14 protein-coding genes are annotated in these 12,100 nt (G+C 45.3%); 13 read left to right on the forward strand and 1 reads right to left on the reverse strand.

The window, feature by feature from the left end:
- Positions 1-269 precede the first annotated feature (269 nt).
- The 4 genes from Q0537_RS00005 (at position 270) to Q0537_RS00020 (ending at position 4,082) form a co-directional block, all read left to right on the forward strand.
- Positions 270-1,823, forward strand: coding sequence for an ATP-binding cassette domain-containing protein (locus tag Q0537_RS00005; protein WP_299223915.1), 1,554 nt, complete (start codon positions 270-272; stop codon positions 1,821-1,823).
- 279 nt (positions 1,824-2,102) lie between these two features.
- On the forward strand, positions 2,103-2,423 hold the full coding sequence (locus Q0537_RS00010) for a c-type cytochrome (RefSeq protein WP_297896608.1): 321 nt from the start codon (positions 2,103-2,105) through the stop codon (positions 2,421-2,423).
- 101 nt (positions 2,424-2,524) lie between these two features.
- Complete coding sequence (locus Q0537_RS00015; RefSeq protein ID WP_299223918.1) at positions 2,525-3,343, forward strand: riboflavin synthase; 819 nt, start codon at positions 2,525-2,527, stop codon at positions 3,341-3,343.
- Positions 3,344-3,353: 10 nt separating this feature from the next.
- Positions 3,354-4,082: a polyphenol oxidase family protein gene (locus tag Q0537_RS00020; RefSeq protein ID WP_299223921.1), complete on the forward strand. Its 729-nt coding sequence runs from the start codon at positions 3,354-3,356 to the stop codon at positions 4,080-4,082.
- 111 nt (positions 4,083-4,193) lie between these two features.
- Here Q0537_RS00020 and Q0537_RS10370 read toward each other — a convergent pair whose 3' ends face one another.
- Entirely contained in the window at positions 4,194-4,319 is a 126-nt protein-coding gene (locus Q0537_RS10370) for a hypothetical protein (protein ID WP_366811041.1), read from the reverse strand.
- Between the two features lie 117 nt (positions 4,320-4,436).
- Between Q0537_RS10370 and Q0537_RS00030 the strand changes: the two genes are divergently transcribed.
- The 9 genes from Q0537_RS00030 (at position 4,437) to udk (ending at position 11,991) form a co-directional block, all read left to right on the forward strand.
- A complete protein-coding gene (locus Q0537_RS00030; protein ID WP_299223924.1) occupies positions 4,437-5,192 on the forward strand; it encodes a hypothetical protein in 756 nt (251 codons plus the stop codon).
- The gene (locus tag Q0537_RS00035; RefSeq protein WP_299223927.1) at positions 5,189-5,665 is read left to right on the forward strand and encodes a hypothetical protein; all 477 of its coding nucleotides are present in this window, start codon (positions 5,189-5,191) and stop codon (positions 5,663-5,665) included. Before Q0537_RS00030 ends, Q0537_RS00035 begins: the two co-directional genes overlap by 4 nt.
- Positions 5,666-5,835: 170 nt before the next feature.
- Positions 5,836-6,633: a 30S ribosomal protein S2 gene (gene rpsB / locus Q0537_RS00040; protein WP_299223930.1), complete on the forward strand. Its 798-nt coding sequence runs from the start codon at positions 5,836-5,838 to the stop codon at positions 6,631-6,633.
- Positions 6,633-7,697: a translation elongation factor Ts gene (gene tsf, locus Q0537_RS00045; RefSeq protein WP_299223933.1), complete on the forward strand. Its 1,065-nt coding sequence runs from the start codon at positions 6,633-6,635 to the stop codon at positions 7,695-7,697. Before rpsB ends, tsf begins: the two co-directional genes overlap by 1 nt.
- A 2-nt stretch (positions 7,698-7,699) precedes the next feature.
- On the forward strand, positions 7,700-8,341 hold the full coding sequence (locus tag Q0537_RS00050) for an ABC transporter ATP-binding protein (RefSeq protein WP_299223935.1): 642 nt from the start codon (positions 7,700-7,702) through the stop codon (positions 8,339-8,341).
- Between the two features lie 57 nt (positions 8,342-8,398).
- A complete protein-coding gene (locus tag Q0537_RS00055; RefSeq protein WP_299223938.1) occupies positions 8,399-10,471 on the forward strand; it encodes a hypothetical protein in 2,073 nt (690 codons plus the stop codon).
- The gene (gene gmk / locus Q0537_RS00060) at positions 10,471-11,085 is read left to right on the forward strand and encodes a guanylate kinase (protein ID WP_299223941.1); all 615 of its coding nucleotides are present in this window, start codon (positions 10,471-10,473) and stop codon (positions 11,083-11,085) included. Before Q0537_RS00055 ends, gmk begins: the two co-directional genes overlap by 1 nt.
- 10 nt (positions 11,086-11,095) lie before the next feature.
- The gene (locus Q0537_RS00065) at positions 11,096-11,302 is read left to right on the forward strand and encodes a twin-arginine translocase TatA/TatE family subunit (RefSeq protein WP_299223944.1); all 207 of its coding nucleotides are present in this window, start codon (positions 11,096-11,098) and stop codon (positions 11,300-11,302) included.
- 62 nt (positions 11,303-11,364) lie between these two features.
- Positions 11,365-11,991, forward strand: a complete 627-nt coding sequence (udk, locus tag Q0537_RS00070; protein ID WP_299223947.1) for a uridine kinase — start codon at positions 11,365-11,367, stop codon at positions 11,989-11,991.
- Positions 11,992-12,100: the final 109 nt, after the last annotated feature.

The following is a 12,100-nucleotide window of genomic DNA, read 5'->3' on the forward strand; positions in this document are numbered from 1 at the left end:
AAAATTTTGCGCTTTGCCGCTTTAGGTTTTTAAATTTGATTCAAAATTTTACGATCCGTCAAATTTGATCCTATCTGCTAATTTCTGCCAGAGGCGTAAACACAAATAGGGCTTATCGCTCCTGGCGCGCCAAAAGCGGATAAATTTACGGCGGAATTTTACGCAGCCCGAGTAAAATTTTATTTGCGAAATGAGAACGGATTTAAAATTTAACCGTTTTTTCAAGCGAATTTTGCCACAATTGCGCTCAAATTTCATTGGGGCGAAAGATGAAAAAATATACCAAACAAATCCTCGCGATGCTCGCGCTAAACGCGATCTACAGCGGCTCGGGGATCTTGATTTTAAGCTTTATCAATAAATATCTACTTGACGGCGCCGAAAGAGGCGGCAGGATCATCGCGCTATTTTTTGCGCTCTTGGCACTATTTCTGCTGCTTTCGGTGCTAAGCCGCATCATGCTTTGCAAGATGGAAAACGACTTTGTGTTCGATCTGCGCACCAAGATCATCAAGCAGATCATCGATACGAAGTTCGAGCGCATCGAAGCTGCGTCGAAGGCGAACCTGCTTGCGTCCCTTTCTAGCGATATTTCGCGCCTGACCGAGGGTTTTATGCGCATCTCCGAGCTTATTCAAGGCGCGATGATCGTGCTATTTTGCGGCATCTACGTGCTATACATCGCGCCTATGATGTTTGCGTTTTTATTCATCTGGATCGGCGCGCTGATGGTATTCAACCGCTTTTTGATGAAAAAGGTCATGCAAAATTACGATCTGTACCGCCAAAATGAGGACGTTTTGTATAAAAACTACGCCGCGGCGATCGAGGGGCACAAGGAGCTGTCGTTAAGCCTAGCCAAAGCAAAGAGCCTATACGAAAACGACTTTTTGCCCAATGCGCAAAATTTACGCCAAAGCTCGCTGCGAGCCGAGGTTTACGGCGCGTTTGCGAGCAATTTTATGAATGTAATGATGCTCGGCGCGGTGGGCTTTGTGCTTTATTTCGGGCTAAGCGGCGGCAAAGCGGAGCTTGCAAACGCCGTAACGATCGCGCTTACGGTGCTTTTTTTGCGCGCGCCTTTGATGATGCTCATATTCTCGCTTCCTAGCGTGCTGCGCGCCAAGATCGCCTACGCAAAGATCAATGAGTTAGGTCTAGATCCGTTCGTGCAGGGCTTTGAGCTTGCGCAAATGCAGCCGTGGCACAGCCTGGAGCTTAAAGACTTAAGCTTTTCGTACCCTGGCGGTAAATTCGGCATCAAGGGGGTAAACTTGCAGCTAAATGCGGGTGAGACGGTGTTTTTAATCGGCGAAAACGGCAGCGGAAAATCGACGCTTTTTATGATTTTAGCGGGCCTTTATACGCCGCAAGCGGGCGAAATTTTAGCCGACGGCGCGGCCCTTAAACCCTCTGATCTGCGCGCTTACAGCAATAATATAAGCGCCGTTTTCAGCGATTTTTATCTCTTCGACTATGCTACGGGCGATGCGGACATCGCGCGCGAGTGGCTGGCGCTTACGCACCTGCAGGATAAGGTTGAGCTAAAGGGGGCTAAATTTAGCACCACGAGCCTATCTAGTGGGCAGCGCAAGCGCTTGGCGCTCGTAAGCGTGCTGATGGATGGGCGAAAATTTTTGATGCTCGATGAGTTTGCGGCCGATCTCGATCCGCAGTTTCGTGCGGAGTTTTACGAGCGGATTTTACCCGAGCTGAAATCGCGCAGATACACGATCTTTGCGATCTCGCACGATGATAAATACTTCGGCGCCGCAGATAAAATTTATAAGATGCAAAGAGGCGAAATTTCGCGCATAAAGTAAAGCGGCGAAATTTTAAAATTCTGCGCAAAATTTCGCGATGGAATTTGACATCTAGATGAAATTTCGCCTTAGAATTTCGCTGCGAAATTCTACGATTGAAATTTCAGCGGGAAGGTAAAATTTGCTTAAAATTTTACAGCGCAAATTCCGCTTCAAGCCCCTACGCTAAAGTTCGAAGTAAATAGAATTTCGCCCCTTTAGCGCAAATTGCAAAAATTTAACCGAAATTTACTAAATTTTGATTATACTGCACACACAATTTAAAAAGAAAGGATAGGAATGAAAAAAGTTCTTATTGCATGTGCTGCGGTTGCGGCGTTTAGTTCGAGTGTATTCGCCGCTGACGGCGCTACTTTATATAAAAAATGCGTGGCCTGTCATGGAGCTAACGCCGAGAAGCCTTATCTTGGCGGCAAAGTACCTGCGCTAAACACCCTAAGCAAGGAAGATATCATCGCTAGCCTAAAAGGCTACAAAGACGGCACCTTGGGCGAGGGCAAGGGAAAATTTGGCATGATGGGCGTTATGAAAGGTCAAGCAGCTTCGCTTAACGACGAATCGATCGAAGCGCTAGCCGATTTCATCGTCTCTAAAAAATAATTTCAAACTTCATTCGGCGGGCTTCGCGCTCGCCGAGCTTCGCTTAACTTTAAATTTTAAAATTCTACGCTAATATCACGTAAAAATTCCAAAGGCTCATAATGTTTAACGGACTGATCAGAGAGATCGCGCAGGTTGCGAGCTTTAGCGGCGATTTGCTGCGATTGCGCGCGAGATACCGCCCCGCGCTCGGCGATAGCGTCGCGGTAAACGGCGCATGCCTGAGCGTGACGCGGCTTTTTGCGGACGGATTTGCGGTACAGCTTTCTAGCGAGACGGCGAGCGTCATCGCCATGCAAAACCTGCGCGGCCCTGTGCATATCGAGCCAGCGATGCGGATTGGAGATCGCATAGACGGGCATTTGATCCAAGGGCATATCGATGCCGTAGGCGAAATTTATAAAATTTCAAAGCTTGCAAGCGGCGTCGATTTTTTTATCCGCGCACCGCTGCATATAGCGCCGCTGCTAGCGCCGAAGGGCTCGGTGGCGATCGACGGCGTGAGTCTAACGATCAACGAAGTACTTGAGGGCGGCGGAAATTTTATTTACAAAGACCGCAAAGGCCCGCTCGGTTCAGATTTTAGCGACACAGGCTCGCGTGGGCAAAATTCTAGCAGCTCAAATTCCGTTCGCGATTTAAACTCCTTGGGCGCAAATTTAAAAAGCGAAGCGCAAAGCTGCGCCATTCGTCTTACGATCATCCCGCTCACGCTTAAAGATACGCTTTTTGGATCCTACAAAATCGGGCGCCGCGTAAATATCGAGACCGATCTGCTCGCGCGATACATCGCGGCGCAGCTGGGCTTTTCCGGCGGACAGCCCGTCCGCGGTACGGATACGGCGCGCGATACGAGCGCCGAGGGCGAAAAAGACGGGCTTTCGTGGGATGCGGTAGATAAAATTTTGAGCCTGTATTAAGCGGCGTGCGATGGACAAAATCGAAATTTGCAGAGAAAATCTTGAGTTTGTATTGGACGGGCACGGCGTGCTGGCGGGCTTTAGCACGCGACTTGGCGGCGTAAGCGGCGGAGCCTACGCGAGCTTAAATTTAGGGGATCACGTAGGCGACGATCCGCAAAACGTCGCGCAAAATCGCGAAATTTTAGCCTCTGCGCTCGGTATTGCGCCTCTAAATTTAAAATTTATGCGCCAGATCCACTCGAACAAAGTTGAAATTTTACGCGCAGGTAGCGATGAAATCCCGCCCTGCGACGGGCTCGTGACCGATCTGCGCGGCGTGGCGCTGTGCGTGCTGGTAGCGGACTGCTCGCCAGTGCTGATCGCGGACGAGCGGCGCGGAGTGGTCGCTGCGGTGCATGCGGGGCGCGCGGGCGTGATAGGGCGGATCTGCACCAATGCGATAAATTTGATGTGCGAGCGCTTCGGCTGCGTCGCTGCGGAGCTGAAAGTATTCGTGGGCGCGAATATCAAGGCGCGAAACTACGAACTTGGCGGGCTTGATCTGGGCGAGTTTGAGCGCTACAAAACGCAGGGACATTTCGATCTAAACGCCGCGCTGCGCGATGAACTCGCAACTGCGGGAGTGCGAAACGTTAAATTTGATCCGCGCTGCACTTTTGAGAGCGAGCGGCATTTTTCATACCGCAGAGATGGCGTCACGGGGCGCTTCTGCGGCTTTGTGATGAATAAAATTTAATCAATTTAGAGTTGTGGATCAAAAACAAAAAATTCCGAAATATCTACTTCCAAAACATCTGCTATTTTTATCAAATGCTCGATATTGAAATGTTTTTTGTTGATATGAAGTTCAGCCATTGAGATCGTTCCTAGTGGCTTTGTGTCCGATAGCAAGGGTGAGTGAAAGCTGTGAAATGCCTTTTGCCGTTCTGATGTGCTTGACATTATTGCCGGTAGCCTTGTAAATAGCGTCCATCTTCTCATCGGTTATTGCGCAATTCTTATTATTAAACCAACCATAAGAATATTTGGATTATAATCCGCCATCAACTAACTATAGTTATGGATAAAAATTCCGTATAGAGGTAAATTTGTGGCAATTATTGATTATGAAAGAATTTTAAATGATTTTAGAGATGAGGTAAAAGATGAAATTATAGCAAATATAGTTGATATTGATTGCGCTAAAAAGTTTATAAGTTATAACATTAAGGCTATCAAAAGGAGGGTATCAAGCGAGGAAGTGGAGTGCGTCGAGCGCTATCTTGCTTATAAGCCTGACTATATTGAGCTTGATGGATATAACAATGATATCTTGCAAAGAAAAAGTTATTTTTTAAAAGCAAAAGATGGTTCATATAGTAATTTGGCATTATATTTTAAGATATATATTATTTTAAAGGTAGCCGAGAAATTCGGTCTACTGAAAGATATTCAAGATTTAAGTATAAAATTTGATGGCTTATGGAATAATACCCTTCGCAAATACGCTTCAATTAATGATTCTATAGAAAACAAGACTTGCTTGTTTGTGAGAGAGAATAAAAGTATAAAAAATATATCAATTAGAATTCTTCTGTATTTAAAAAGATATGTAAAAGGTAGGAAAATAATAAAAATTTTTAGAGAATTAGAAAATATGCCAAGTTATCAAATAATTAACGATAATATTACGAATTTGGATTACACTAGGCCGAATTTTTTAGATAAATATAAGATTCCGTTATATTTACTACCTTATTATATAATTTACGCAGTTATTAAAATTTCAGCTAATTCTTCTGATGATATTTTTTGTGAATTGAGATCGATAGCTATTGATTACATAAGATTTGGAGAAGTAAGATGAGTGATTGGATTGAAATATTACTTGGTTGTATCGGTCTTATTTGGCTATGTGTATGGGCCAATAAACCTTATAAAATGTCTGATAGCGAGATAGAAGAGTGGAATCGTAATGCAGCAATAGAAGGCAGTCCTTTTAGAATAGAAACTAAAAGAGAGGAGCAAGAGAGACTAAGACGACAAAAAGAGGAAGAAGAGGAAAAGCGAAGAAAAGAACTAAGAAATCAGGAAGAATTAAGAGCAAAAGAGCTTAACGAGAGAATTGATAAGATAAAAAATTCTAGAGAATACATAGATCAAACTCTTAGAGAAAAAAGAATAAACGAGATGAGGGCCAGAGTTCAGGAACTATCAAATCAACTGATTTATAGTAGAAGTGAATATCTCGAAGAAGAGCTTAAAAAAGCAGTTGAAAAGTTAGAAACTCTAGAAAAAGCTGAAAAAACTTTTACGAAAATAATTTTACCCACTTACTAAAATTTGTAAAATATACTTATGTAAAAAGCTTCTTTTTATCTTTAGATGATATAATCTTATTTTCATTTCACACGCATCAATCCTTGATTTAGTTGTAAATTTAGAGCAAATTTACGGGCGGATGCGGAGGAAGAAACTAAATTTCGGGGCAACCCACAAGGAGAAAACTCATGGTAACAATGAGAGATTTGCTAGAGTGCGGCGTTCATTTCGGACACCAAACACGCAGATGGAATCCGAAGATGAAAAAATTCATTTTCGGCGAGAGAAAAGGTATCTACATCATAGATCTACAAAAAACTATCCGCTACTTCCGCTACACTTATAATATCGTACGCGACGCGGCTGCAGAGGGCAAGACGATACTTTTCGTAGGCACTAAAAAACAAGCTGGCGCGACGCTAAAAGAGTACGCCGAAAAATGCGGCATGCCTTATGTAAGCCACAGATGGCTAGGCGGCATGCTGACGAATTTTTCCACTATCAAGCAATCGATCCGCAAGCTCGAAGTAATCGAGACCATGGAAGAGGATGGCTCGATAAATTTACTAACCAAAAAAGAGGCGCTAATGCTTCGCCGCAAAAAAGAGAAGCTCGAGCTTTATCTAGGCGGCATTCGCAATATGAAGGGCCTTCCTGATATGATCTTCGTCATCGACGTCGTAAAAGAAAAGATCGCCGTAGCGGAAGCTAACCGCCTAAAAATGCCGGTTATTGCCCCTTTGGATACGAACTGCGATCCGGACGTAGTCGATTTCCCGATCCCCGGCAACGACGATGCGATCCGCTCGGTTCAGCTTTTCTGCCAAGAGATGGCTGAGGCGATCAACGAAGGCAAGGCGCTTCGCGATCAAGATACGAGCGAGGATGTCGAGCAGAGCCAAGCCGTCAGCGATGAAGAGAAAGAGGAAGTCGTAGCTGAGGCGATGAGCGAAGAGGATTTTGACGTAAGCGAGGACGAAGAGTAATGGAAATCAGCGCACAAATGGTAAAAGAGCTCCGCGAAAGCACTGGAGCGGGGATGATGGATTGCAAAAAGGCTTTGGTTGAAACAGACGGCGATATGGATAAAGCCGTCGATCTACTTCGCGAAAAGGGCCTCGGAAAGGCTGCTAAAAAAGCCGACCGCCTAGCTAGCGAGGGTCTAGTGAGCGTCGAAGTGAGCGCAGATCACAAGATCGCGACCATAAGCGAGATAAATTCCGAAACCGACTTCGTAGCTAAAAATCAAAATTTTATAAATTTAGTAAAAAATACTACTCTACATATCCAAAGCAAGGGCATTAGCAGCATTGATGAGCTAAATTCCAGCATCATCGACGGCGTTAAATTTGATGAGCATCTAAAAAGCCAGATCGCTACGATCGGCGAAAATTTGGTCGTTAGAAGATTTGAGACGATTAAGGCGGGCGCAAACGGAGTAGTAAACGGCTACCTGCACTCAAACGGCCGCGTAGGCGTCATCATCGCTGCAGCTTGCGACAGCGAGCGGACTGCAGAGGGTGCAAAGGAGCTTATAAAAAATCTCTGCATGCACGCAGCTGCTATGAAACCGCAGGTTATCAGCTATAAAGAGCTTGATCCAGATTTTATCGAGAAGGAATTTTTAGCTCTTAAAGGCGAGTTTGAGAAGGAAAATGAGGAGTTCGTGCGTTTAGGCAAACCGCTTCATAAGATCCCGCAGTTCGGCTCGCGCGCGCATCTAACGGACGAAATTTTAGCCAAAGAGATCGAAGTTTTAAAAGACGAGCTTCGCAAGCAAAATAAGCCTGAAAAAATTTGGGATAAAATTTTACCGGGCCAGATCGATCGCTTCATCGCCGATAATACCCAAATCGATCAGCGCCTCACGCTGCTAGGGCAATTTTACGTCATGGACGATAAGAAAACCGTCGAGCAGGTGATTGACGAAGAGGCTAAAAAACTAGGCGGCAAAATCGAGATCGTAAAATACGTCCGCTTCGAAGTGGGCGAGGGTCTAGAGAAAAAGAGCGAAGACTTTGCTGCCGAAGTAGCGGCTCAAATCGGCTAAATATGGAACTTCTAAAGGGCGTAAATCTCACTCACGCGTATGATTATACGCTCTTTGAAAATGTAAGCTTAAGCGTTGGGGAGGGCGAAAGCATCGCTATTTTAGGCGTTAGCGGCTGCGGCAAATCTACCCTGCTTCATATTTTATGCACGCTTTTAAAACCGAATTCGGGCGAAGTGATCTACAGAGGGCGCAGTATTTACGAGTTAAGCTCCGATGAGAGACTTAAAATTCGCCGCAACGACTTTGGCATAATATTTCAATCCCATTACCTTTTTAAGGGCTTTTCCTCTGGCGAAAATATCGAACTTGCCGCCAAACTTACGAATAACGCGATAGATCAGAAAATTTTAAAAAAGCTTAAGATAGAAAATACGCTTGCTCAAGGCGTGGGTGAGCTTAGCGGTGGACAGCAGCAACGCGTGAGCATCGCTCGCATACTTTGTAAAAAGCCGCGCATAATCTTTGCCGACGAGCCTACGGGAAATTTAGATAAGGATACCGCAAACGAGGTCATGAGCGTGATCTTTGATTACGTAAAATCCAGTCGTGGCGCGCTCGTGCTCGTGACCCACGATGAGAATTTAGCGCAGAAATGCTGCAAAGTTTATCGCCTAAATAACCGAAATTTAGCGCAAATATAAGCAATTAATAACCAAAAATATCTTACAATAGCCCAAATTCTTTCTAAAAGGTCATAAATGAAAATTCTACTTGACAATCACAATGAGCAGGTTGCAAGTGTCGTAAATATTTGCTGCGAGCGCATCGGTGCGGACCTAGTAGCATATAGTGCGGACGAGAGTGAATATGATTTGACGATAAAAAATTATGAAGATGGCGATGATATTTCAAAATTTGATCTTAATAAGACGCTGTTTCTGACGCCTAAAAACGTCTCGGCGCCAGGAGCGCGATACACCCTTACCAAGCCTTTTTCACCGCTTGAGCTCATTACGTTTATCAGCGAGTTTTCGGTTCAAAATATGAGCGTGCAGGCGAAAGAAAAAATGGCGAAAGAATTTGCCGATGCAAGCTCTGTGATGAAAGAGATCGATGCGATTGATCAGGCGAATTCCACTTCGGGCAGTAATTTTGAAGAGCTTGTGGATAGCTTTTATGACTCCGGCAAGGATATACCGCTTTCACAGCTGGCAAACGATATAGCGCCCGAGATTGCAGATGATGTGCCGCTTTCGCAGTTGCTAGGTGATATGCCGCGCGCGGACGAGATCGCAGATGATATTCCGCTCTCACAGCTTGCAGATGAAGCAGCTCTTGCGGACACCATCGCCGATGATACGCCGCTTAACGCGGTCGCAGAAAAGATTGCGGATAATATCGCAGACGATATGCCTCTAAACTTAGCTGCTAGCGATATCCCTGAGGATGTACCGCTAAATAGTATCGGCGCAAGCGAGCCTGCTGAAAATAATAACGCGCCTCGGGGCGAAATCCCGCTCGCAAAGGATGATGCTCCGATAGCTCTAGCGGCGCTAGATGATGAAAATCCTAAGAATTTAAAAACAGATAAATCGCAGACAGAAGATGAAATTCCCGCCATACGGGCAAGCGAAACTTTACCGCTTGCGCAGCAAGACGAGTCGCAAAGAGCTGGCAGCTCTAATGAAACTGCTATTGAAAAAAAGGCAGACGCTGCGCTTAATTTAGAGGAAGCGAAAGGTCCTGCGGATGTTACGCTTAAACAGCATGAGTCAGACGGCTCATTTGCCTATAAAACAGATGAAAAAAATTCTGCCTCGCAAGTAGTGCAAGATGCAGCCGGCGCGTCTGTCAATAATGGATTTGATATGGATTTTTCCAGGCTTTTCGATAGCGCTGGCATGCCCGTGGAGGAGTTTGGCGGATATGATAATTTTGCCGCGGCTGCGTTTGCTTCCGATGAAAAAGAGGAGAAAAGATCTGCGCATGATAAAAATAAAACGGCTACGGATTTTCAAAAAACGCAAATTTCGTCTCAATACGAGGTCGCTTCAGATACGCCGATTGCGTTAGCGGGTGCGGGCGATATACCTCGCGAAAATCTTTATAACGCCGTTCCGTTTCAAAGCATGGAATTTACCGGCGGACTTGCACAGAATGCGTCTATGTCTGCTCATAATGAAGCATGGAATTCAATTGGCGCAAATTTCGCAGCTTCTGCAAATTCTAGCAATACCGGGACTACAAATTCCACTCCTGCGCCGAATTTTTCGGAGCTAAACTTGCCGCACATATTAGATGCCTCAGATTTACCGAAGCAAAGCGAGCAAGCCAATAGCGTTGCCGGTGGGTTTGCGGACGGATTTTTGCGCGCCATGGAGGGCGATTTTGCAAACTCGTTTGCCACAAGCTCCGCAGATAGCGAGCAATTTAAATCCGGCAAGCCCGCAAAGAGCGCCGCGCAGCAGATAAAATTTAATGCTTCACAGCTTTCGGAGCGCACCGAATTTAAAGCGCATAAATTCGGCGCGTCCGAGCAGGTAAATGAGATGAAATTTGGCGCGCAAGCTATACCGAATGAGCTTGCCGCTTCGGCTGCGGCGGAGTTTGCCAGCCTTATGGCAAGCGAGTTAGAGCCTAGCGCCAAAAGCGAGCCGCTGCGTAACGAGCATAGCAAAAAGCCGAGCGCCGAGGAGCTAAAGAGCAAGCTGCGCGACGATTTGGAAGCGGGCATCGCAAACACGATCGAGAAATTTGCGGGCAGTAAGGACGCTAAAGACGCACTGAAGGACTTTAAGATCAATATAGACATATCGTTTGGAGATAGATAGTGAAAGGCAAAATTTTGCTCGTTTCCGGTCCAAGCGGTAGCGGCAAAAGCACGCTCATAAAGCGTCTTATCGCAGAATTCGGCGGGCAGATATACTTTTCGATCTCCTCTACGACGCGCGAAATGCGTGCGGGCGAAGCGGACGGCGTAAATTATTATTTCATAAGCGAGAGCGAGTTTCGTGCAGGCATCGAGCGCGGAGAGTTTTTAGAGTGGGCGAACGTGCACGGCAAATACTACGGTACTTCGCTAAAAGCCGTTACGAGCGAGCTTGAGCGGGGTAAGATCGTGATTTTTGACATCGATGTGCAAGGATATGAGATCGTGCGTAGCAAAGTGCCTAAAAGCGAGCTTACTAGCGTATTTATTACTACGCCGAGCTTGTCGGAGCTTAGAGATAGGTTGCGCGCTCGCGGCGATAATGATCCCGCCGATATTGCTTTACGCCTGCAAAACGCGCAAGAGGAGATGGAGCGCCTAGGCGAGTATGGTTATTTCATAATAAACGACCGCCTGGAAGCGGCGTATGAAAATTTAAGATCAATCTACAAAACTATCAAACTAGAAACGGCAAGCCGCGACATAGGCAAGCTAATCGAAATTTGGAAAATTTAAAGGAGAAAAAATGGGCGTAAGTGTTCAACAACTGCTAATTATCTTAGCGATTATCGTGTTACTTTTCGGAGCTAAAAAAATCCCCGAGCTTGCAAAGGGCGTAGGTAAGGGCATTAAGACCTTCAAAAAAGAGATGGAGGACGACACGCCTGAGAAGGTCGAGAAAAAGGCAGAGTATTACGAAAGGATGTTTAGGGATTTAGGGATATTAGGCTAATAAGGCAAATTGGCCCAATAAGGCTAATAAACCCAATAATAAGAATAATAAAATCAACCAATATGAAGGATAAAATAACTATCATAGGAATAGCGGGTGGTACTGGTTCGGGAAAGACCACCGTAGTGAAGAAAATCGTAGAGAGTCTTCCTCCTCATTATGTGGCTGTTGTGCCATTGGATTCTTATTATAATGACACGACAGGACTTACTGATGAAGAGCGCAAGGCAATCAATTTCGATCATCCAGATGCCTTTGATTGGAAACTACTCATTAAGCAGGTGAATGAGTTGCGTGAGGGAAGAGCTGTTGAACAGCCAACATATAGTTATATTCTCAGCAATCGTTTGCCAGAGACAATTCATGTAGAGCCAAAGCCTGTAATCATCGTTGAGGGTATTATGGCATTGAGCAACAAGCGTCTGCGTGATATGATGGATCTCAAGATTTTTGTTGATTGTGATCCTGATGAGCGCCTTATCCGTAATATTCAGCGTGATACGATAGACCGTGGCCGTACGGTTTCAATGGTTGTAGACCGCTATCTGGAAGTGTTGAAACCAATGCACGAGCAATTTATCGAGCCTACTAAGCGTTATGCTGACGTGATTATCCCACAGGGAGGCGAGAATGTAAAGGGTATCAACATTCTCTGTAAGTATATCGAAGGCTTGATACCAAAGGATTAAGAATAAGTAAAGACAGGCGATTGCCTGTCTTTTTTATTGAGGATATTAGGTTTATTAGCCCAATTAGGTCAATAAGGCTAATAATAAAAGCTTCATCCGATATGTAAAG

Source organism: uncultured Campylobacter sp. (assembly GCF_938017775.1).
GTDB lineage: Bacteria > Campylobacterota > Campylobacteria > Campylobacterales > Campylobacteraceae > Campylobacter_B.

What these genes read in the sequence shown, in the direction of transcription:
- Q0537_RS00005 (WP_299223915.1), top strand. Translation starts at nt 270, where the DNA reads ATGAAAAAATATACCAAACAAATCCTCGCGATGCTCGCGCTAAACGCG.
- Q0537_RS00010 (WP_297896608.1), top strand. Translation starts at nt 2,103, where the DNA reads ATGAAAAAAGTTCTTATTGCATGTGCTGCGGTTGCGGCGTTTAGTTCG.
- Q0537_RS00015 (WP_299223918.1), top strand. Translation starts at nt 2,525, where the DNA reads ATGTTTAACGGACTGATCAGAGAGATCGCGCAGGTTGCGAGCTTTAGC.
- Q0537_RS00020 (WP_299223921.1), top strand. Translation starts at nt 3,354, where the DNA reads ATGGACAAAATCGAAATTTGCAGAGAAAATCTTGAGTTTGTATTGGAC.
- Q0537_RS10370 (WP_366811041.1), bottom strand. Translation starts at nt 4,319, where the DNA reads ATGGACGCTATTTACAAGGCTACCGGCAATAATGTCAAGCACATCAGA.
- Q0537_RS00035 (WP_299223927.1), top strand. Translation starts at nt 5,189, where the DNA reads ATGAGTGATTGGATTGAAATATTACTTGGTTGTATCGGTCTTATTTGG.
- rpsB (WP_299223930.1), top strand. Translation starts at nt 5,836, where the DNA reads ATGGTAACAATGAGAGATTTGCTAGAGTGCGGCGTTCATTTCGGACAC.
- tsf (WP_299223933.1), top strand. Translation starts at nt 6,633, where the DNA reads ATGGAAATCAGCGCACAAATGGTAAAAGAGCTCCGCGAAAGCACTGGA.
- Q0537_RS00050 (WP_299223935.1), top strand. Translation starts at nt 7,700, where the DNA reads ATGGAACTTCTAAAGGGCGTAAATCTCACTCACGCGTATGATTATACG.
- Q0537_RS00055 (WP_299223938.1), top strand. Translation starts at nt 8,399, where the DNA reads ATGAAAATTCTACTTGACAATCACAATGAGCAGGTTGCAAGTGTCGTA.
- Q0537_RS00065 (WP_299223944.1), top strand. Translation starts at nt 11,096, where the DNA reads ATGGGCGTAAGTGTTCAACAACTGCTAATTATCTTAGCGATTATCGTG.
- udk (WP_299223947.1), top strand. Translation starts at nt 11,365, where the DNA reads ATGAAGGATAAAATAACTATCATAGGAATAGCGGGTGGTACTGGTTCG.